Raw genomic sequence first — 20,103 nt, 5'->3', positions numbered from 1 at the left:
ATCTGCACGCATCCCTGGCGGACGCAGCCGAGCATGGGCTCGGCTCTACAAGCGTCGTGGCGCGTGACACCGTGTAGCGCCCGAGCCCACGCTCGGGCGGCGGCGCAGCCGCACAGGCGGCCGCTGTTGCAGCGGCCGCCCTCATGCAGGTATCAGCGCTTCTTCTTCGCCTTGCCCTGCTCGGCCGGGCCGATGGTCTGCTCCAGCCAGCGCTCGCTTTCGGCCAGCATGGTCATGATCGATTCGCGTGCCCGGTAGGCATGCGATTCGTTGGGCAGCATCACCAGCCGCGCGGTGCCACCCAGGCCCTTCACCGCGGCGAACATGCGCTCGCTCTGGATCGGGAACGTGCCGGAGTTGTTGTCGTCCACGCCGTGGATGAACAGGATCGGATCCTTGATCCTGTCGGCGTAATTGAACGGCGCCATCTTCTGGTAGACGTCCTGCGCCTGCCAGTAGTTGCGCTCCTCGGCCTGGAAACCGAACGGAGTAAGCGTGCGGTTGTAGGCACCGCTGCGCGCGATGCCGGCCTTGAACAGGCGGGTGTGTGCCAGCAGGTTGGCCGTCATGAACGCACCATAGGAGTGGCCACCGATGGCGATGTGATCGCGATCGGTCACGCCTCGGCGCACCACTTCATCCACCGCCGCCTGCGCATTGGCCACCAGCTGTTCGATGTAGGTGTCGTTCGGCTCCTTGTCACCCTCGCCGATGATCGGCATCGACGGGCTGGCCAGCACTACGTACCCCTTGGCCAGGAACGCCTGCGGGCCCCAGTAGCTGACCGCATTGAAGCGGTACGGCGAATCGGTCACCTGGCTGGCCGCGGCCGCGCTCTTGAACTCGCCCGGGTAGGCCCACATCAGCAGCGGGCGCGGGCCGTCGCGCTTGGGATCGTAGCCCGGCGGCAGCAGCAGTGTCGCGGTCAGGTCGACGCCATCCTTGCGCTGGTAACGGATCTGCTCCTTCTGCACGCCCTTCAGCTGCGGCAGCGGATGGGCGAAACGGGTCAGCGCGCGCGGTGCGGCACCGGCATCGGCCAGCGACTGCACGTAGAAGTTGGCCGGTTCGTCCGGGCTCTCGCGGCTCAGCAGCAGCGAATTGCCCTGGTTGTCCAGCAATGCCACCGGCAGCGAATAGCTCGGCGCCTGCGAATGGAACAGGCGCGTCGCCTTGCCCGTGGCGATGTCGAAGCGGTCCACGAACGGGCGGTCGCCTTCCGGCGAAGCGCCGGCACCGGCCAGGTACAGGCTGCTGCCTTCCGGGCTGGTCTGCAGCAGCGAGCGACCACGTTCATCGCTGGCCAGCAGCGGCCGCCCCGGATCGGCATAACGGTCCTGCGCGTCACGATCCCACAGCAGGCGCGGCTCGGCACCGGCGTTGTCCGGGGCGATCAGCCAGGTCCTGGTCCTGCGGGTCTTCCACCACGACTCGGTCAGCAGGGCCAGGTCGCCACGGCCCCAGTTGATGCCGCTCAGGCGGCTGCCAAGCTGGGCCAGGGTCACCGGCGGCTTGTCGAACGGCGCAGCCTGCATCAGCACCGCATCGCGCACCTTGGCTTCCCGGTTCGGATCACCACCGTCCTGCGCTTCGGCCCAGACCAGGGTGGCATCGGCATCACCGCGCCAGCTGATGTCGCGCACGCCGGTCACTTCGGCATCGTTGCCGGTCGGCAGGCCTTCCACCAGCGGGCGCACCGCCACGGTATGCACCAGCTTGCCGGTGGCACGCTCGATCACTTCAATGCGGCGCGGAAAACTGCTTACCGGCACCACGTAGGAGTACGGACGCTGCACCGGCTGGCGCAGCACGAAGCGGCCGTCAGGCGACACCGAGAAGCCCATGAAGATGCCGGCCGCACCGATCGCGCGGGTACTGCCATCCAGGCCGACTTCCATCGGCTGGGTAGTCGCGTAGTAATCGAACTGGCGGGCGTCGGCTTCGTTCTTCAGCAGGTCCTGGTAGGTACGGATCGACACCACGCCGCCACCCTGGCTGGTCTGCTGCACGGCAGGGCCGGTCGGGACGCCGTCGGCGGCCGGGGCCGGCCCCAGGTTGGCCGGGCGGGTGAACACCACCAGCCCGCGGCTGTCCGGCAGCCACTGGTAGCCGCTGCCGATCACCGTGTTCAAGCCGGCAACCAGGCGGCGGGCGCTGCCACCGGCCACATCCACCAGCCACAGTTCATTGGCGCCGCTGGCGGCGTCGACCTGGTTGAAGGCCAGCCACTTCTGGTCCGGCGACCACATCACACTGGCGATCGACAGCGTGGCCGGCAGGCCACTGATCTGCCGCTCCTTGCCATCGGCCACGTTCATCAGCCACAGCTTCTCACCGAAGCTGAAGCGGCTGTCGGAGAACGTGCGCGGGTTGATGCGCAGGCCGGCCAGCTTCAGTTCCGGCTGCGCCACCACCTGGATCGACGGCAGCGACGGCATCTGCATCATCGCGGCCACGTCGCGGCGCGGCGACAGGAACAGCGACGGCGCGCGCGGGGCGTCGACCACTGCCTGCAGTGCGGCCGATGGCAGTTCGTAGCCGTTGACACCCTGCGCCTGCGCCGGAGCTGGCTGCGAGGCGGCCGCCCAGGCCAGCGGGGCCACCGCCAGCAGCCCCATCGACAGGACCAGGCCGGTCCAGCGCCGTGTGCGGCGCGCGTGCATGCTCATCGTTCCACCTGTGTGATGCGTGAAAACTCCGACCTTAACAGGCCGTGCACGTGGCCCCATCTGCCGATGGTTGGGTCATGCCGATGTCACGCTGGGGCCGCGATATAATGGGGGTTCTCCCCTGCCGAGGGGCGCTGCGACCGGATCCCACGAGGCCCGGCCAGGCTCGGTAAGGTGGCTTTGTAACAACGGCGCCCGGCTAGATGCGAGCATCCGCTCGCCCACAACCGGAGCACACGAATGAACGCTGTTGCCAAGACCTTCTCCACCGAAGGTGATTACAAGATCCGCGATATCACGCTGGCCGACTGGGGCCGCAAGGAACTGGACATCGCCGAGCACGAAATGCCGGGCCTGATGTCGATCCGCCGCAAGTACCAGGCCGAGCTGCCGCTGAAGGGCGTGCGCGTGACCGGCTCGCTGCACATGACCATCCAGACCGCAGTGCTGATCGAGACCCTGAAGGACATCGGCGCCGATGTGCGCTGGGCCTCGTGCAACATCTTCTCGACCCAGGACCACGCGGCTGCCGCCATCGCCGCCACCGGCACCCCGGTGTTCGCCTGGAAGGGCGAGACCCTGGAAGAGTACTGGGACTGCACCCTGGACGCGCTGACCTTCACCCTGGCCGACGGCACCCTGACCGGCCCGGAACTGGTGGTCGACGACGGCGGTGACGTGACCCTGCTGATCCACAAGGGCTACGAGCTGGAAAACGGCAGCGACTGGGTCAACACCGCGTCCGCCTCGCACGAAGAACAGGTCATCAAGAACCTGCTCAAGCGCGTGGCCAAGGAGCGCCCGGGTTACTGGGGCCGCGTGGTCAAGGACTGGAAGGGCGTCTCCGAAGAGACCACCACTGGCGTGCACCGCCTGTACCAGCTGGCCCAGGCCGGCACCCTGCTGATCCCGGCGATCAACGTCAACGACTCGGTCACCAAGAGCAAGTTCGACAACCTGTACGGCTGCCGCGAGTCGCTGGCCGACGGCCTGAAGCGCGCGATGGACGTGATGCTGGCCGGCAAGGTGGCCGTGGTCTGCGGCTACGGCGACGTCGGCAAGGGCTGCGCGGCCTCGCTGCGTGCCTACGGCGCGCGCGTGATCGTCACCGAGATCGACCCGATCTGCGCCCTGCAGGCGGCGATGGAAGGCTATGAAGTCAACACCATCGAATCGACCCTGGGCCGTGCCGACCTGTACGTCACCACCACCGGCAACCGCGACATCATCCGCATCGAGCACCTGAGCGCGATGAAGGACCAGGCCATCGTCTGCAACATCGGCCACTTCGACAACGAGATCCAGGTCGACGCACTGGTGTCCTACCCGGGCATCAAGCACGTCAACATCAAGCCGCAGGTGGACAAGTACATCTTCCCGAACGGCAACGCGATCTTCCTGCTGGCCGAAGGCCGCCTGGTGAACCTGGGCTGCGCCACCGGCCACCCGAGCTTCGTGATGTCCAACAGCTTCGCCAACCAGACCCTGGCACAGATCGACCTGTGGGCGAACAAGGACAGCTACGAGAAGAAGGTCTACCTGCTGCCGAAGAAGCTGGACGAAGAAGTGGCCCGCCTGCACCTGGAGAAGATCGGCGTGAAGCTGACCACCCTGAGCCAGGAACAGGCCGACTACATCGGCGTGCCGGTGGAAGGCCCGTTCAAGCCGGACCACTACCGCTACTGATGCCTGTGGGGTGCCGGCCAGCGGCCGGCACTACCGGCGTACGCGGGGTCGGATCCCTTTCCGCATGAAAGGGCTCTGACCCCGGCAACGGATGCAGACAGGACGGGCGCCTTCGGGCGCCCGTTCTGCGTTGCGGCACCCGGCAACCGATCCGCGCACCCTGTCACGGAGCACTAAGAAGCTGCTTGCTAGGCTTTACGCCCGCGTGGGCTGCCAACGGCAGGCCATGCGCCGGGACGCAGACACCAAAGGACAGGACATGCCGCGCAACCGTGAACGACTGAACCGGGCCATGAAGCCCCTGATGACCCTGTGCTGGGTGGCCCTGCTGGCCGCCTGCACCCCACCTGCCGCCGACGCCGGCGCTACGGCTCCGGCTGCGGCCAGCGGACAGGCCAGCCCCGCAGGCAGGGCCGCCGACGCGCCCGCCACGGTTGCCGACACGAGCGCTGGTTGCGCCGATGCAGCGTCGCCGGCACAGACCCTGGTCTGCAAGGACCCGACCCTGACCGGCCTGGATGCGGACATGGGCAAGGCGGTCACTGCCGCACAGGCCACGCTCGATGCAGCAGGGCAGAGCAAGCTGCACGCCGAACAGCAGCGCTGGCAGGCGCACACCCGCGACCTGTGCACCGATGCACAGTGCCTGCGGCAGGTGTACGCCGATCGCCTCAAGGTGCTGTCCGCTACGCGTGACGGCCTGGTCGATCAGGATGCATGCGAAGCCCCTGACGGCCAGCAGCAGTGCGTGGACCTGCTGGTGTTGCGCGATCCCAACAGCCAGCTGGCTAACTTCAACACGCTGCTGGGTGAGAACGGCCAGGAAGGCCGCCTGCTGGGCTGCACGGCCGCCACGAACATGGGCGGCGGTGCCAACGCCCTGCTCGCAGCCAACTGCACCCAGGAAACCTCCGCCGGCAGGCGCACCGTACAGCTGTGCAGCAACCAGATGGTTGGCCAGTTCGCCCTCGAACCGGCGCCGGCTGCTTACGGCACCCAGGCTATCCGCCAGCTGCTCGGCTTCACCCAGCAGCACTGCGCCGGCTGACAATCGCCGGGCACGCCCGGCGCTTTTCTCTCATTGAAGGACGATGACCATGGCAACGGATTCCACCCTTACGCGCGAACAGCTGTCCACGCTGTTCCTCAACACCGAGCTGGGCGGCGACACCCGCCACCTGGACCACTTCTCATACGCACAGAAAGGCGCAAGCACCTATTCGTTCGGGCTGGTGCAGTTCGATGTCGGCGGCAATCCGCAGGCCAGGCGCTTCCTGCGCGACAACGGCTTCACCGATGGTGACATCGCACTGTTGTCCCAGCAGGGCGGATTGAGCACCCAGCAGCTGGCGGCGCTCGACGCCAAGTTGCAGGCCATTCCGCAGGCCAGGATGGACGAGCTCACCAACGCCAAGCTGGACAGCGCCATCGAGCGTGTCGATCAGGCCATCGCCAAGGTGCGTGCAACCAATCCGGCCGCGGCCGATGCCATCGCCGCCAACCCGGAGTTGCAGTTGGCCATGGCGGACTATGACAACCAGTTCGGCAGCATGGGCCCGCAGTTCATCAGCTATCTGGCCGGCAATGCGGAAAAGCTGCAGGGCGGCACGGTCCAGGCCGGCAATCCGCCGACGCGCGGCGACGTGCAGAACTTCGTCGATGCCACCAAATACGGCATCCAGTCGCAGGCCGCCGTAGCCAGCCGCGATGAGCGCTTCGACCGGGCCATGGTCCAGATCGGCATCACCCCAACCCATGCTCCCTCGCACGGGTCACCGGGCACGCCTGCGGGCAACGGCGTGCTGGTCAACGGCAGCAAGGGCGATGAGGTGCAGGCCATGCAGCAGAAGCTGTCCGACCTGGGCTATCTGGGCAAGGACGGCAAGCCGCTGGTGGCCGATGGCGATTTCGGCCCCGGCACCCTGGAAGCGGTCAAGCAGTTCCAGCGGGATCACCACCTCACCGTAGACGGCAAGGCTGGCGGCACTACCCTGGCCGCACTGGATGCGGCCACGCAGCAGCGCGCACCGGCTGCCGAACCGACCATGGCCACCCCGGGCCACGCCGACAACCCGCGTTACCAGCAGGTCGTGGAAAAGCTGGAAGCACTGGAAGAACAGCGGCGCCAGGGCGGCCTGTCGCCGCTGTTCAATGACCGCAGCCAGCTCGAGAACGCCGCAGGCCAGGTGGCTTACGAGTCAAAGTTGGCCGGCATGAGCCAGGTCGATACCGTGCTGGCGCGGCCGGACAACCAGGGCGTGTTCGCGGTGCAGGGCCAGCTCGGCGATCCCGCCATGCATCGCACCTACGTGGACCTGTCGCAGGCGGTGAACCACAATCTGCAGGACAGCACGCGGCAGAGCCAGGCCCTGGACAACGAACTATCGCAGCGGCAGACCCAGGAACAGATGCAGACGCAGCAGTCGATGTCGCGCTGATGCTGGATGCAGCCGATCGCAGCCGGGACGGGCGCCTTCGGGCGCCCGTTCTGCGTTGACGCGCGAGTCTCGGTCAAGGCAACGCCCCAGCCCCGCGCTAGGATGCGTCCATGACCCCGGCCATCAACCTGCTCAAGCGCGAGAAGATCGCCCACACCGTGCGCAGCTATGTGCACGACGCCCACGCCGAATCGTATGGCGGCGAAGCCGTCGACAAGCTCGGCCTCGACCCGGCCCAGGTCTTCAAGACCCTGCTGGCCAGCACTGAAGCACATGAACTGCTGGTGGCGATCGTGCCGGTGGCCGGCCACCTGGACCTGAAGGCGCTGGCCGAAGCGGCCGGCTGCAAGAAGTGCGAGATGGCCGCCGCCGACGCCGCGCAGCGTGCGACCGGCTACCTGGTCGGCGGCATCAGCCCGCTGGGGCAGAAGAAGCGCCTGCGCACGTTCCTGGATGCCAGCGCGCAGGTGTTGCCCACGCTGCACGTCAGCGCCGGCCGCCGTGGCCTGGAAGTGGAACTGGCGCCGGCCGACCTGCTGCGCCTGACCGCCGGCCACTACGCTGCCGTCGGCAAGGCACGCTGATGCGCTGGCCGTGGTCTGCAGCACCGCCGCCCAGGCTGGAAGACGCGCAGGCCGATGTGCTGCTGCAGGACCTGCTGTCGCGCGACGCGACGCGCATCACCGACGCCGCCCGCATCGTCGCACGACTGTTCAGTGCACCGTCGCTGGACGCATTGGCCGCGCATGTGGACCTGATTGAACGCAGCTGCCACGGCATCACCCTCGGCGGCATGCTGATCAGCAACCAGGCGCATCTGGAGGCGGCCCTGAAACGGCTGCGTCACTGGCAGGCGCACGCAGGCTGCCTGTGCGCGCTCAATCCCGGCTACCCGTTCTTCGATCCGCGCCGCCTGATCGAACAAGGGCAGATGCAGCTGCTCGCGTTGCAGGAGGCCGAGGATGGTTGGGGCGATTGCCACAACGTTGCCTGCATGCACTGCGGCCAGCATTGGCAGGCCATCGACCGCGAGTACCACTACCCGTGGTGGGAATGGAAAGCTGCCTGAAGGCCAGGCAGCCAAGCATGGCGTGGCTCTACTGCGGTCCGTACACTCACGCGATGCGTGGATGACCAATATCGCTCACGGCCGCCAGTTCGCGTTGCTCTCCCAGAACTCGACAGAACGCCGGTAGGCCTCGCGGTCCAACGGCACGCCGGAACCGCCCTCTTCCACGCCCAGCGCATTGCGCATCATCGTGATCGGCGCCATCGGCACCTCTTCCGGCTCGGCGGTATAGATACAGCCGACGATGCCCCAGTCGGCCTCGATCGGCGAGCCTTCCTTCGCCAGCTGCTCGGCGCTGTACAGGATCACCACCAGATAGTTCGCACGCGGCGACTCCACGCCCTCGAACCAGCGCACCAGCACCGGCAGTTCGTCGCGATTGCGTGCCTCGTAACCACTGCGCAGCAGATGGCGGTTGGCCTCGGTGATCGGCACGGTCAGGCAGCGCGTGCTGGTCCAGTTCTCGTAGACGAACAGTTTGCAGAACGGCGCATAGCCGTCCAGTACCTTCATCGGCGCGTGCGCGTTGAGGTGCGCTTCGAACTGTTCGGCAGTGCAGTCCTGGATCGTGTTGCCACGCGGTACGCGCGGGAACAGGCGGGGACGGGCGAAATCGGTGAGAACGATGGACATGGCGCGGCGTGATCAGGGAATCCGCTGCACAGGGTACCTGCCCACGCGGCATGGAGGGCGGGATGCCGATGGTCACTGGCATCGGCACCCATGTTGGCGCACCCTGCAGGCGACCCCATGCAAGGATTGCCGGTTCATGGATGCACTACCCCGCTCCGTCCGTCGTCGCCGCTGGCCGCGCGTGCTGGCCGTGCTCCTGCTGGTCCCCCCCCTGTTGTTCACCGCCGCCCTGCTCTGGCCGCTGTCTGCACCACCGCTGCCCCACCCCGGCAACAGTCACGTGATCGTCAACGCACGCGTGGTGGACATCGCCCGCGGCCAGGCCAGCGAACCCACCACGGTGACCGTGCGCAACGGCACCATCACCGCCATCGGTGAAGACCCGCCGGAGACCACGTTGCCGGTTCTCGATGCGGGCGGACGCTGGCTGCTGCCCGGTTTCTGGGACATGCACACCCATGCACTGCAGCTGTCACCGCAACTGCAGTTTCCGTTGATGCTGGCCAACGGCATCACCGGTACCCGCGACATGATGGACTGCCCACAGGCCACCGATCCGCTGATCGCCTGCGTGGCCGACAAGCGCCGCTGGACCGCACAGGCCATTGCCGGGCAGCAGGTTGCACCGCGCTTCGTACAGATCGCCAGCTTCTATTTTGAAGACCCGGCGCTGACGCCGGATGCAGCGGGCGAACGTGCACACGCGTACCGCGCACGCGGCGTCGATGCGTTCAAGGTCTACAACCGCCTTCGCGCGGAGACCTACCAGCGGCTGGCCAGCGAAGCGCGGCAGCTGCATCTGCCCCTGGTCGGACACCTGCCCAGGGCGGTCCCGCTGGAAGCCGCATTGCACGCGGGCCAGCGCAGCTTCGAGCACGGCCATCTGTTCGTGCGCCATTGCGTGGACAGTGCCGCCGCCTGGCGCGAAGGCTCGCTCGATGACGGGAACCCGACCGCGCTCGCCGAAGCCATGGTGGGTGACTACCAGCCCGCCCTCTGCGCCCAGGCGTTCGACCTGATGCAGGCCAGCGGTGCGGCGTTCGTACCGACCCATGTCACCCGCGAAGAGGATGCACGCGCGCGCGATCCGGCGTTCGTCGACGACCCGCGCCTGGCCTACCTGGATCCGCTCTCGCGCTGGGCATGGCGCGACGATCTGAAGGCCACCGTGGCGCGCTATCCCGGCGCGCGCGGCGAACAGGCGCTGAAGGCCTACTTCACCCATGGCCTGGCGCTCACCGGCGCCGCCCATCGGGCTGGCGTGACCGTACTGGTCGGCACCGATACCGGACTGGGTGGACTGCGTTACCACGACGAACTGCAGTGGCTGCGGCAGGCGGGGCTGAGCCAGGCCGACGTGCTGCGTGCGGCCACGCTGCAGGCCGCGCGTCATCTGCAGCTGCAGGCATCGCATGGCAGCGTCGAGGTCGGCCGGGCCGCCGACCTGGTGTTGCTCGATGGCGATCCGCTGCTGGACACCGGCAACACGCGCCGCATCCACGCCGTGCTGCTGGCCGGGCACTTGTACGACCGCCCGCGCCTGGACGCACTGTGGGCGTACGCCCGTGCACAGGCACGCTCGCCGGCGGTGATGGCGCGCCTGCTGTGGGGCTTCATCACCAGCCCGGTCAGCGCTGAGCTGTAGCAGCCTGTCCCGCGCGAGCGCCCGGCAGCGGCCACGCTTCCACATATTCGCGCACATCCATCTTGATGAAGCGATATACTGATCCGCACCCGCCGCCGCCGCCCGTGCCATGACTGCCATCAGCTTCGAGTTCTATCCGCCCAAGACCGACGAACAGCGCAGCCAGCTGGATCGCGCCGCAGCCAAGCTGAAGGACTACAGCCCCGAGTACGTGTCCTGTACCTTCGGCGCTGGTGGCTCGACGCTGAGCTATACCTCCGAGACCGTGCGCCATCTCAACCAGCACCATGGCTTCGAGGCCGCACCGCATCTGTCGTGTGTCGGCGGCACCCGCCAGGAAATCCGCGAACTGCTCAAGCTGTACCGCGCCATCGGCTGCCATCGCCTGGTCGCGCTGCGCGGCGACTTGCCCTCCGGCATGGGCTTCCCCGGCGACATGCGCTATGCCGCCGAGCTGATCGAGTTCATCCGCGCCGAACACGGCGATGCGTTCCGCATCGAGGTAGGTGCCTACCCGGAGACCCATCCACAGGCCTCCGATGCATTGGCCGACCTGAAGCACTTCAAGGCCAAGATCGATGCCGGCGCCGACGCGGCGATCACCCAGTATTTCTACAACCCGGATGCGTACTTCCACTTCGTCGATGCCGTGCGCCGGCTCGGCGTACAGGTACCGATCACGCCCGGCATCATGCCGATCGCCAACTTCAGCCAGCTGCGCCGTTTCTCCGAGCAGTGCGGTGCGGAGATCCCGCGCTGGATCAGCCGCAAGATGCAGGCCTATGGCGATGACGCCGAATCGGTGCGGGCGTTCGGTACCGAAGTGGTCGCCAGGCTGTGCCAGCGCCTGGTCGAGGGCGGCGCGCCGGGCCTGCACTTCTACACCCTGAACCTGGCCAAGCCGACCACGTCGGTGCTGAAGCTGCTGCACGGCTGAAAGCACGCCATGCCACCGCGATCGGCGCTACCCTGCGTCGATGAACCGGCTTTCCTTCCTGCTGTTGCTGCTGTCATTGTGCTCGGCATCGAGCGTTGTCCATGCGCAGTCCACGCGCTTGAACCGCTGCACCGATGCGCAGGGCCAGAGCGTGTATACCGACCGGCCCTGCGACAGCGTCGGAGCCCGATCACGATTGCCACCGCCCGCGCCCACCGGCAGCACCCTGCGGCGCGACACCCTGGGGGCGCGCTGCCCACGGCGCCTTAGCGAGCTGGTGGACGCGCTGCGCATCGGCATCCTCAGCAACGATGTGAACCGGTTGTCGTCGCTGTACCTGTGGGGCGCGGTCTCCGATGCCGGTGCGCAGCGCATCCTCGGTCAACTGGAATCGCTGGCGCGGCGGCCGCTGGTAGACGTGGTACCGGTGTATCCCTCGCAGGCGCTGCCGCAATCGCAGGATGAGGATCAGAGCCCTGCGGCGCAGGTATCCGACCCGGAGCCGTCGGCCGTGCGGCATCCGGTCGGCCTGCGCCTGGAACAGACCCTGCCCGGCAGCGTGTCGCGCGCTTCGACGGTGCTGGGGTTGCGGCGTCAATACGGGTGTTTCTGGATCACGTTGTGACCGGACGGGTCGGATCCCTTTCCAGCGGAAAGGGCTCCGACCCCGGATTGCCGCGATGGGGTCAGAGCCCCGCTGCGCAGGGATCGGGCCCCGCATGCCGGCTCACGCCGGCCACAACCCGCCAATCGCAGCGATACCCTGCCCACCGTGGCGACGGGCTTCGGCGATATGGCCGGCGACCATCCCACCCAACGCGTAGATCGGCAGCGACACCTGCGCGCGCAGCGCGGCGAAGGCCTCCCAGCCCAGCGGCACTGCCCCGGGGTGGCTGGCCGTGGCCTGCACCGGGCCGAGCACCACGAAGTCGCAGCCCAGCCGCTGCGCCGCCTGCAGCTGCTCCAGGTCGTGGCAGGACGCGGCGACAAGCTGCCCTTCCGGCAAGGGCCGTTCCTGCAGGTCCTGCAGCTGCTCGCTGCCCAGGTGCACACCCACGCCCAGTGCGCGTGCCAGCGCGACATCGCGGTTGACCAGCCATTGCACGCCGCGACGATGCGCGCGCACGGCCTGTTCGATCATTGCCTGCCGTTGCGGGTGTTCCGGTGGCAGGCGCAGCTGGATGCGCTGCTGGCCCGCCGCGACCGCGCGCTGCAGGCAGTCATGCCAGTGCTGCACGCCGCTGGCATCGTCAGCTGGCGCCGGCGTGATCAGGTAGCGGTCCGGTTGGCGCAGTGCGGCCACCACCGGCAGGTCGGCCGGCGGCATCGAATAGCGGCCCAGCTTGTCCTGCGCCACCCAGGTGATCGCCTGGCCTTCGCGGCCGCGCGGGGTGCCCTTCCAGCTGCGCACATGGCGGACTTCCAGGGTCAGGTGCTTGTCCGGATAGCGCTGCGGCACGTCCATCAGCCAGGGCCCGACATCGGCCTCGATGCCCAGCTCTTCGCGCAGTTCACGCGCCAGCGCCTGTTCGGAGGTCTCGCCGGTTTCGCGCTTGCCGCCGGGGAACTCCCACAGGCCGGCCATGTCGCGGTTCTCGGTACGGCGGTTGAGCAGCACGCGGCCACGGGCGTCGGTGATGACGGCGGCCACGACGTGGATCGATCGGGTGGGGGAAGGCATGGGGGAAGCATGCCCAGAACAGTGCGGCCGGCGCAATCACGGAACCGGTGCAACTCCCCCGCAACAAACGAAAAGCCCCGCTTTCGCGGGGCTCTTCGGGATCAGCTCAGCTGGCCGTGGCAGTGCTTGTACTTCTTGCCACTGCCGCACGGGCACGGATCGTTGCGGCCGATCTTCGGCTCGTCGCGCTGCATCTGCGCGACGCCCTGCTGCGCAGCCTGCACCTGCGCGGCTTCCTCGTCGGCACTGTAGCCGCCCGCATCCTGGTGCTGGAACTGCGACTGGCTCAGGCGAGCCTGCGCCTGCTGCCGCTCGGCGGCCTCCAGGGCCTGCACTTCCTCGTCGCTGCGGATACGCACGCGGGCCAGCAGGGTCACCACTTCGCGCTTGACGTTCTCCAGCATGTCCGAGAACAGCTCGAAGGCTTCCTTCTTGTATTCCTGCTTGGGCTGCTTCTGCGCGTAACCACGCAGGTAGATGCCCTGGCGCAGGTAATCCATGCGCGCCAGGTGCTCCTTCCAGCTCTGGTCCAGCACGGTCAGCATCACGTGCTTCTCCAGCGCGCGCATGGTCTCTTCGCCCAGGCTGGCTTCCTTCTCGGCGAAGTGCTGGTTGACGCGCTCCTGGACCTTGCTGGCGATGGCCTCGGCGTCCAGTTCCTCATGCTGCTTGACCAGGTCGGTCAGCGACATCTGCAGGCCGAAGTCCGACTCCAGGGTCGCTTCCAGGCCACGCAGGTCCCACTGCTCGTCGATCGAGTTCGGCGGCACGAAGCGCGCAACGATGTCGAAGATCACGTCGTCACGGATGCCGTCGACGTTGTCCTTCACCGATTCGGCGTCCAGCAGCTCGTCGCGCTGGGCGTAGATCACCTTGCGCTGATCGTTGTTGACGTCGTCGAAGTCCAGCAGGTTCTTGCGGATGTCGAAGTTGTGGGCCTCGACCTTGCGCTGCGCCTTTTCGATCTGGCGGCTGACCAGGCGGTCCTCGATGACGTCGTCTTCCTTCATGCCCATCATGCGCATGGCCTTCTGCACCCAGTCGGAGGCGAAGATGCGCATCAGGTTGTCTTCCAGCGACAGGTAGAAACGGGACGAACCCGGGTCACCCTGGCGGCCCGAACGGCCGCGCAGCTGGTTGTCGATACGACGCGACTCGTGGCGCTCGGTGCCGACGATATGCAGGCCGCCAGCGGCCTTCACTGCGTCGTGGCGCTTCTGCCATTCGGCCTTGACCGCCGCCTTCTGCTCGTCGGTTGCGTCCTCGCCCAGAGCGTGGATCTCGGCTTCCAGCGAGCCGCCCAGCACGATGTCGGTACCACGACCGGCCATGTTGGTGGCGATGGTCACCGCCGCCGGGCGGCCCGCGTTGGCGACGATGGTCGCTTCGCGGTCATGCTGCTTGGCGTTGAGCACTTCGTGCTTCACGCCGGCCTTGCTCAGGTGCTCGGACAGCATTTCCGAGGTTTCGATCGAGGTGGTACCCACCAGCACCGGCTGGCCGCGCTTGGCGCACTCTTCGATGTCGGCCAGCACCGCATTGAACTTGCCCTTGCGGTTGAGGAACACCTGGTCCGGGCTGTCCTTGCGGATGGTCGGGCGGTTGGTCGGGATCACCACCACTTCCAGGCCATAGATGCTCTGGAACTCGAACGCTTCGGTATCGGCCGTACCGGTCATGCCGGACAGCTTCTTGTACATGCGGAACAGGTTCTGGAAGGTGATGCTCGCCAGCGTCTGGTTCTCGCGCTGCACCGGCACGCCTTCCTTCGCTTCCACCGCCTGGTGCAGGCCATCGGACCAGCGGCGGCCGGCCAGGGTACGGCCGGTGAATTCGTCGACGATGACCACTTCGCCATCGCGCACGATGTAGTCCACGTCACGCTGGTAGATCGCGTGCGCGCGCAGGGCGGCGTTGAGGTGGTGCACCACGGTCAGGTTCTGCGCCGCGTACAGGCCTTCGGTCTCGCCATCGAGGATGCCGGCCTCGACCAGCAGCTGCTCGGCGTGCTCCATGCCCGCTTCGGACAGGTGCACCTGCTTGCCCTTCTCGTCGACCCAGAAATCGCCTTCGCCGTCTTCCGCTTCCTGCTTGACCAGGTGCGGCACGACACGGTTGACGCGGATGTACAGCTCCGGGGAATCATCGGCCGGACCGGAGATGATCAGCGGGGTGCGCGCTTCGTCGATCAGGATGGAGTCGACTTCGTCGACGATGGCGTAGTGCAGGCCGCGCTGGTAGCGGTCGGCCTTGGACAGCGCCATGTTGTCGCGCAGGTAGTCGAAACCGAATTCGTTGTTGGTGCCGTAGGTGATGTCCGCAGCGTAGGCTTCGCGCTTGTCGCTGTGCGGCATGCCCGGGTACACCACGCCCACGCTCAGGCCCAGCCAGTTGTACAGCTTGCCCATCTGCGCGGCGTCGCGGCGGGCCAGGTAGTCGTTCACGGTGACCACGTGCACGCCCTTGCCTTCCAGCGCGTTGAGGTACACCGGCAGGGTCGCCACCAGGGTCTTGCCTTCACCGGTGCGCATTTCTGCGATCTTGCCCAGGTGAAGCACCATGCCGCCGATCAGCTGCACGTCGTAGTGGCGCATGCCCAGCACGCGGCGACCGGCTTCGCGGCAGACCGCGAAGGCTTCCGGCAGCACCTTGTCCAGGGCTTCACCGCCAGCAATGCGCTGCTTGAACTCCGGCGTCTTGGCCTGAAGCTGCTCGTCGGACAGCTTCTCGATCTCCGGCTCCAGCGCATTGATCTTGGCGACGATGCGGTTGAGCTGGCGCAGCTGTCGTTCGTTACGACTGCCAAATACGCGGGTAAGCAGGCTGTTGATCATTGAAGGAACCGGGTTGGATGGACACGACGCCCGGCCTCCCCCTGGGGATCCGTCCGCCGCAAACGAAACAGGGCGCCTGGCGCCCTGTCGATGGCAACACCCATTGTAGCTTGGGACGGCCCCAAGGGGTTTCAACCCTTTGGCGGCAATGGCATCCGAACATTCCCGGTAGTGCCGGCCGCTGGCCGGCAATCCGCGATGCTGCCGAAATCCATGAGGTTGCCGGCCAGCGGCCGGCACTACCAGATCAACCGAGTCGGGTCAGAGCCCTTGCGCGGCGCGGAAGGGATCCGACCGGGGGATCAACCGCGGCTGACCCGCCCGACCGGCGTGTTGCCGCCGTCGCCGAGGAACTTGCGCGGGTTGACCACGTTGCCGTTCTCCCACACCTCGAAGTGCACGTGGGCACCGGTCGAACGGCCGGTGGAACCGGCCTTGGCCACTTCCTGGCCGGCACGGACCAGGTCGCCGGCCTTCACCACCAGGCGCGAATTGTGCGCGTAGCGGGTGACATAGCCATTGCCATGGTCGACATCGACGACATTTCCGTAGCCGCCCTTCACGCCGGCGAAGCTGACCACGCCCTCGGCCACGGCCATCACCGGGTCACCGACCTTTGCGTGGAAGTCCATGCCCTTGTGGGTGGCGGCGCCGCGGCCGAACGGGTCGGCACGGGTGCCGAAGCCGGAGGTCACGTAGCTGTTGCGGATCGGCATGCGCGACGGCACGGCGTTCTGCTGCAGCTGGTGGTCGAACATCAGCGATTCCATCACCGACAGCTGGCGGCCTGAAGCAGCGAAGCGCTGCTCCAGCACCTGTAAGTCGGCGTTGACGTCCTTGACCGGGATGTCGCTGGTCGGGCCGCCTGCGTCACCGTCACCGAGGCCGGGGGTCTCGGTGAAGTCGAACTCGCCGTCCTCCAGCTTGCCCATCTGGGTCAGCCGTTCGCCGAGGGCGTTGAGGCGGGTCGCCTGGGCCTGCAGCTCGCCGAGGCGAGCCGCCAGCGCATTGACCTGGGTCTGCGCATCGCGCTTGACCTTGGCCAGCTCCGCATCCTGGCGCTCGACCTTGGCCTGTAGCCGGGAATCATTCAGCGCGCTGGCGCCAATGCCGCCAGCAAGGCCGATAATGCAGCCTACCCCGAGCACGCTGCCCAGCAGGGCGCGGGGGCGGTCCTCGAAATAGAACCGCAAACGCGTGATCGGCGACGATTTGGCCTGTCCTTCACGCGTTTTGATTACGATCTTTTTGAATGCCATCAGTGAGTTTTCATGTCTGAGCCGAAATCCAGCGTTCGCCCCGCGTCGGCACCGAAACCGGCGCTGGATGCGGTAATGGCGGACAAAAGCGGGAACCCGCTGCGGCGTGCCCTGTGGCTCGACGCGCTGGACCGTCAGTTGCGCCCCCAGTTGCCGCCACCTCTGCGCAGCCGTTGCCGGCTGGCCAATGTGGACGGGGAACACCTCGTTTTTCTCGTCGAGTCCCCGGTCTGGCATGCCAAGTTGCGGCTTGCCGAAGCCCAGCTGCTCGACGCGGCCCGTTCCATCGGGCTGAAGGCCACCAGGGTGACCATCAAGACTGCGTCTCCCACTCCCACGCGCTCCCCAGCGCTCGACAACCGGAATGGACCCCACGCAGTTTCAGCCGCCACGCACAAAGGGCTACGCGACGCCTTGGCTTGCCTGCAGGACGTTCCCTCGAAGCCGAAGAAACGGTCCTGATGGCAACGGAGCATCCGGCTCCGCTCCCCGTCGCGCGTGTCACCACGGCGTGAAACATTTCGGGGGCCGGGTCGCATCCTAGCGGCCATCCGGGGGCCTGTCGTTAGATTGTTGTTAAAACTGCGTTAAATTCAGGCTTCTGATCCAACAGGTTCACAAAACCGTGACCTTGAACCAGCCTTGACGTCTTTCAAGCACGCTGAATGCGTCGGCGACGGCGGAAACAAGAACGCCGCCCAGGAAGGCGGCGTTTTTATCTTTAAATTCAACAGCCTATGGAATCAGGCATACGCCGGGGTGGCGTATTCCACCGGATCCGGTGTGGCCGGCGAGTCGAAGCTGACCCATTCCCAGGCACTGGCATCGGCCATCAGGGCCCGCACCAGCTTGTTGTTGAGCGCGTGGCCGGACTTGAAGCCTTCGTAGGCACCCAACACCTGGCCACCGGCCAGATAGAGGTCGCCGATGGCGTCAAGGATCTTGTGGCGCACGAATTCGTCGGCGTAGCGCAAGCCGTCTTCGTTGAGCACGCGGAACTCGTCCAGCACGATGGCGTTGTCCATCGAACCGCCCAGACCCAGGTTGCGCTCGCGCATGTACTCCAGGTCGCGCATGAAACCAAAGGTGCGCGCGCGGGAGATTTCCTTGGTGTAGGCCAGCGTCGAGAACTCGATTTCCTGGCGCGACTGCTTGGCCGGAATCATCGGGTGGTTGAACTGGATGGTGAAACCCAGCTTGTAACCCTCGTACGGGGTGAAGCGGGCCACCTTGTCGCCCTCGGTCACTTCCACGGTCTTCAGCACGCGGATGAAGCGCTTGGGCGCATCCTGTTCCACGATGCCTGCCGACTGCAGCAGGAACACGAACGGGCCGGCCGAACCGTCCATGATCGGCAGCTCGGCCGAGGACAGCTCGACGATGATGTTGTCCACACCCAGGCCGGCCAGCGCCGACATCAGGTGTTCGACGGTCTGGATCTTGGCGTCGTTGCAAGTCAGGCCGGTGCACAGGGTCACTTCGGTGACCAGTTCGGCCTTGGCCGGCACTTCCACCACCGGGTCCAGGTCCACGCGGCGGAACACGATGCCATGGTTGACCGGTGCCGGGCGCAGGGTCATGTAGACCTTGTCACCACTATGCAGGCCAACGCCGGTGGCGCGGATCGTGTTCTTGAGGGTGCGTTGCTGGATCATGGGGATGGACCGGAAGTGACACATTAGATTAACACGCGCACTCCCCTACCCTGGCTGAAACGCCAGTGACAGCCACCGGCAGGACACACCGGCACGCCGCTGGGAAAGCGCGTGAAGCAGGGCGGCCGGGCCCATCCTGGCCCGGCGCCCGCATTTTCAGGACATGGTGGCGCAACCCGGGGAGGACAACCCCGGGCCGCCCCGCTTAGTCCGCCTGGCGGCGCAGGAAGGCCGGGATGTCCAGGTAGTCGTTCGGCAGTTCCGCCGCTGCCGGGGCCGAAGCCGACGGGGCCGACGGGGCGGAAGCCGCCGCGGTATCGCTGCTGGCGCGACGCAGGCCCAGGCCCATGCCGCCCACGGCCTTGGACACGGCGTCGCCGCCGTTGTCGAACTCGCCGAACTCCGGCTGGCCGGTGGTGGCGTTGCGGACCAGCTTGATCGGTGCACGCTCGCCCGGGCGCTGGGTCTTGCTGGCCGAGACGCGGTTCAGGCCAGTGGCCACCACGGTCACGCGCACTTCGTCCTGCATGTCCGGGTCCAGCACGGTGCCGACCACGACGGTGGCGTCTTCCGAAGCGAAGCCGTCGATGGTGCGGCCGATCTCGTCGAACTCGGCCATGGTGAAGTCGGCGCCGGCGGTGATGTTGACCAGGATGCCGTTGGCACCGGCCAGGTTCACATCGTCCAGCAGCGGGTTCTGGATCGCCGATTCGGCAGCGGCCTGGGCGCGGTCATCGCCCCGTGCGGTGCCGGTACCCATCATCGCCAGGCCCATTTCGGACATGACGGTGCGCACGTCGGCGAAGTCGACGTTGATCAGGCCCGGACGCACGATCAGGTCGGCGATGCCCTGCACGGCGCCCTGCAGCACGTCGTTGGCGGCGCGGAAGGCCTGGATCATGGTCGCGTTGCGACCCAGCACGGTGATCAGCTTCTCGTTCGGGATCGTGATCAGCGAGTCGCAGTGCTGGCTCAGTTCCTCGATGCCCTTCAGCGCCACCTGCATGCGGCGACGGCCTTCGAACGGGAACGGCTTGGTGACCACGGCCACGGTCAGGATGCCCATTTCCTTGGCCAGCTGCGCCACCACCGGCGCAGCGCCGGTGCCGGTGCCGCCGCCCATGCCGGCGGTGATGAACACCATGTCCGCGCCCTGCAGCGCGTCCATGATGCGCTCACGGTCTTCCAGCGCGGCCTGGCGGCCGACTTCCGGATTCGCGCCTGCGCCCAGGCCCTTGGTCACGTTGGTACCCAGCTGCAGCTGCAGCTTGGCACCACAATTCTTGATGGCCTGCGAGTCGGTGTTGGCGGTGATGAACTCCACGCCGTCCACCGCCGAGTTGACCATGTGCGCCACGGCATTGCCGCCGCCGCCGCCCACGCCAACCACCTTGATCACCGCATTGGGTGCCATCTTTTCGATCAGTTCAAAATGCGCCATGTCCGTGTCCTCGTTGTATCCGCTTGTCGGTGGCATGGACGGTCGGGCCTCCTGCCTTCGCGTGTCATGTTGCCGTTGCGGCTGTGTGGGTTGTGTAGTGCGTTGTTGCGTTGTGATGCGGGTACTGCGGGTGTTGCGCCGGGCCGGGCCCGGAGT

The 20,103-nt window shown here is 66.8% G+C and carries 16 protein-coding genes and 1 riboswitch; of the genes, 9 read left to right on the top strand and 7 right to left on the bottom strand.

Annotated elements, in window-relative coordinates:
• Positions 1-152: 152 nt before the first annotated feature.
• Complete coding sequence (locus ACSYHF_RS03380; protein ID WP_032953936.1) at positions 153-2,669, bottom strand: S9 family peptidase; 2,517 nt, start codon at positions 2,667-2,669, stop codon at positions 153-155.
• Between the two features lie 120 nt (positions 2,670-2,789).
• A riboswitch (S-adenosyl-L-homocysteine riboswitch) is annotated at positions 2,790-2,873 on the top strand.
• 36 nt (positions 2,874-2,909) lie between these two features.
• Between ACSYHF_RS03380 and ahcY the strand changes: the two genes are divergently transcribed.
• The 5 genes from ahcY to ACSYHF_RS03355 all read left to right on the top strand — a co-directional run bounded on the left by ahcY (position 2,910) and on the right by ACSYHF_RS03355 (position 7,862).
• Positions 2,910-4,355: an adenosylhomocysteinase gene (ahcY, locus tag ACSYHF_RS03375; RefSeq protein ID WP_033834449.1), complete on the top strand. Its 1,446-nt coding sequence runs from the start codon at positions 2,910-2,912 to the stop codon at positions 4,353-4,355.
• Positions 4,356-4,614: 259 nt separating this feature from the next.
• The gene (locus ACSYHF_RS03370) at positions 4,615-5,403 is read left to right on the top strand and encodes a lysozyme inhibitor LprI family protein (protein WP_069139511.1); all 789 of its coding nucleotides are present in this window, start codon (positions 4,615-4,617) and stop codon (positions 5,401-5,403) included.
• 49 nt (positions 5,404-5,452) lie between these two features.
• The gene (locus ACSYHF_RS03365) at positions 5,453-6,793 is read left to right on the top strand and encodes a peptidoglycan-binding domain-containing protein (RefSeq protein ID WP_235649826.1); all 1,341 of its coding nucleotides are present in this window, start codon (positions 5,453-5,455) and stop codon (positions 6,791-6,793) included.
• A gap of 110 nt (positions 6,794-6,903) precedes the next feature.
• A complete protein-coding gene (gene ybaK / locus ACSYHF_RS03360) occupies positions 6,904-7,377 on the top strand; it encodes a Cys-tRNA(Pro) deacylase (protein ID WP_111128372.1) in 474 nt (157 codons plus the stop codon).
• On the top strand, positions 7,377-7,862 hold the full coding sequence (locus ACSYHF_RS03355; protein WP_005415307.1) for a hypothetical protein: 486 nt from the start codon (positions 7,377-7,379) through the stop codon (positions 7,860-7,862). Before ybaK ends, ACSYHF_RS03355 begins: the two co-directional genes overlap by 1 nt.
• A 75-nt stretch (positions 7,863-7,937) precedes the next feature.
• Here the strand turns inward: ACSYHF_RS03355 and ACSYHF_RS03350 are convergent, their stop codons facing one another.
• Entirely contained in the window at positions 7,938-8,495 is a 558-nt protein-coding gene (locus ACSYHF_RS03350; RefSeq protein ID WP_053498826.1) for a DUF3228 family protein, read from the bottom strand.
• Positions 8,496-8,631: 136 nt separating this feature from the next.
• On the opposite strand from ACSYHF_RS03350, the gene ACSYHF_RS03345 reads away from it, so the two are divergent.
• The 3 genes from ACSYHF_RS03345 to ACSYHF_RS03335 all read left to right on the top strand — a co-directional run bounded on the left by ACSYHF_RS03345 (position 8,632) and on the right by ACSYHF_RS03335 (position 11,702).
• On the top strand, positions 8,632-10,140 hold the full coding sequence (locus tag ACSYHF_RS03345; RefSeq protein WP_262222097.1) for an amidohydrolase family protein: 1,509 nt from the start codon (positions 8,632-8,634) through the stop codon (positions 10,138-10,140).
• A 109-nt stretch (positions 10,141-10,249) separates the two neighbouring features.
• Positions 10,250-11,077 carry a methylenetetrahydrofolate reductase [NAD(P)H] gene (gene metF / locus ACSYHF_RS03340; protein WP_262222096.1) on the top strand — a complete coding sequence of 276 codons (828 nt, stop codon included), beginning with the start codon at positions 10,250-10,252 and terminating at the stop codon, positions 11,075-11,077.
• A 40-nt stretch (positions 11,078-11,117) separates the two neighbouring features.
• A complete protein-coding gene (locus ACSYHF_RS03335; protein ID WP_053498830.1) occupies positions 11,118-11,702 on the top strand; it encodes a DUF4124 domain-containing protein in 585 nt (194 codons plus the stop codon).
• Positions 11,703-11,804: 102 nt separating this feature from the next.
• Here the strand turns inward: ACSYHF_RS03335 and ACSYHF_RS03330 are convergent, their stop codons facing one another.
• The 3 genes from ACSYHF_RS03330 to ACSYHF_RS03320 all read right to left on the bottom strand — a co-directional run bounded on the left by ACSYHF_RS03330 (position 11,805) and on the right by ACSYHF_RS03320 (position 16,851).
• Positions 11,805-12,758: a Nudix family hydrolase gene (locus ACSYHF_RS03330; protein ID WP_069139507.1), complete on the bottom strand. Its 954-nt coding sequence runs from the start codon at positions 12,756-12,758 to the stop codon at positions 11,805-11,807.
• Positions 12,759-12,859: 101 nt separating this feature from the next.
• A complete protein-coding gene (gene secA / locus ACSYHF_RS03325) occupies positions 12,860-15,592 on the bottom strand; it encodes a preprotein translocase subunit SecA (RefSeq protein ID WP_005415301.1) in 2,733 nt (910 codons plus the stop codon).
• Between the two features lie 302 nt (positions 15,593-15,894).
• Positions 15,895-16,851, bottom strand: coding sequence for a M23 family metallopeptidase (locus ACSYHF_RS03320; RefSeq protein ID WP_447576083.1), 957 nt, complete (start codon positions 16,849-16,851; stop codon positions 15,895-15,897).
• Positions 16,852-16,863: 12 nt separating this feature from the next.
• Between ACSYHF_RS03320 and ACSYHF_RS03315 the strand changes: the two genes are divergently transcribed.
• On the top strand, positions 16,864-17,313 hold the full coding sequence (locus ACSYHF_RS03315; protein WP_049413132.1) for a DUF721 domain-containing protein: 450 nt from the start codon (positions 16,864-16,866) through the stop codon (positions 17,311-17,313).
• Between the two features lie 281 nt (positions 17,314-17,594).
• On the opposite strand, the gene lpxC is transcribed toward ACSYHF_RS03315, so the two are convergent.
• Complete coding sequence (gene lpxC / locus ACSYHF_RS03310; RefSeq protein WP_005415298.1) at positions 17,595-18,506, bottom strand: UDP-3-O-acyl-N-acetylglucosamine deacetylase; 912 nt, start codon at positions 18,504-18,506, stop codon at positions 17,595-17,597.
• Between the two features lie 205 nt (positions 18,507-18,711).
• The gene (gene ftsZ / locus ACSYHF_RS03305) at positions 18,712-19,947 is read right to left on the bottom strand and encodes a cell division protein FtsZ (RefSeq protein ID WP_111096806.1); all 1,236 of its coding nucleotides are present in this window, start codon (positions 19,945-19,947) and stop codon (positions 18,712-18,714) included.
• Positions 19,948-20,103 lie beyond the last annotated feature (156 nt).

The sequence above is a fragment of the Stenotrophomonas maltophilia group sp. P373 genome, from assembly GCF_053295075.1.
Note: the sequence above shows the minus strand (reverse complement) of the source record. Positions and strands in the feature narration are given on the sequence as shown.

What these genes read in the sequence shown, in the direction of transcription:
- ACSYHF_RS03380 (WP_032953936.1), bottom strand. Translation starts at nt 2,669, where the DNA reads ATGAGCATGCACGCGCGCCGCACACGGCGCTGGACCGGCCTGGTCCTG.
- ahcY (WP_033834449.1), top strand. Translation starts at nt 2,910, where the DNA reads ATGAACGCTGTTGCCAAGACCTTCTCCACCGAAGGTGATTACAAGATC.
- ACSYHF_RS03370 (WP_069139511.1), top strand. Translation starts at nt 4,615, where the DNA reads ATGCCGCGCAACCGTGAACGACTGAACCGGGCCATGAAGCCCCTGATG.
- ACSYHF_RS03365 (WP_235649826.1), top strand. Translation starts at nt 5,453, where the DNA reads ATGGCAACGGATTCCACCCTTACGCGCGAACAGCTGTCCACGCTGTTC.
- ybaK (WP_111128372.1), top strand. Translation starts at nt 6,904, where the DNA reads ATGACCCCGGCCATCAACCTGCTCAAGCGCGAGAAGATCGCCCACACC.
- ACSYHF_RS03355 (WP_005415307.1), top strand. Translation starts at nt 7,377, where the DNA reads ATGCGCTGGCCGTGGTCTGCAGCACCGCCGCCCAGGCTGGAAGACGCG.
- ACSYHF_RS03350 (WP_053498826.1), bottom strand. Translation starts at nt 8,495, where the DNA reads ATGTCCATCGTTCTCACCGATTTCGCCCGTCCCCGCCTGTTCCCGCGC.
- ACSYHF_RS03345 (WP_262222097.1), top strand. Translation starts at nt 8,632, where the DNA reads ATGGATGCACTACCCCGCTCCGTCCGTCGTCGCCGCTGGCCGCGCGTG.
- metF (WP_262222096.1), top strand. Translation starts at nt 10,250, where the DNA reads ATGACTGCCATCAGCTTCGAGTTCTATCCGCCCAAGACCGACGAACAG.
- ACSYHF_RS03335 (WP_053498830.1), top strand. Translation starts at nt 11,118, where the DNA reads ATGAACCGGCTTTCCTTCCTGCTGTTGCTGCTGTCATTGTGCTCGGCA.
- ACSYHF_RS03330 (WP_069139507.1), bottom strand. Translation starts at nt 12,758, where the DNA reads ATGCCTTCCCCCACCCGATCGATCCACGTCGTGGCCGCCGTCATCACC.
- secA (WP_005415301.1), bottom strand. Translation starts at nt 15,592, where the DNA reads ATGATCAACAGCCTGCTTACCCGCGTATTTGGCAGTCGTAACGAACGA.
- ACSYHF_RS03320 (WP_447576083.1), bottom strand. Translation starts at nt 16,851, where the DNA reads ATGGCATTCAAAAAGATCGTAATCAAAACGCGTGAAGGACAGGCCAAA.
- ACSYHF_RS03315 (WP_049413132.1), top strand. Translation starts at nt 16,864, where the DNA reads ATGTCTGAGCCGAAATCCAGCGTTCGCCCCGCGTCGGCACCGAAACCG.
- lpxC (WP_005415298.1), bottom strand. Translation starts at nt 18,506, where the DNA reads ATGATCCAGCAACGCACCCTCAAGAACACGATCCGCGCCACCGGCGTT.
- ftsZ (WP_111096806.1), bottom strand. Translation starts at nt 19,947, where the DNA reads ATGGCGCATTTTGAACTGATCGAAAAGATGGCACCCAATGCGGTGATC.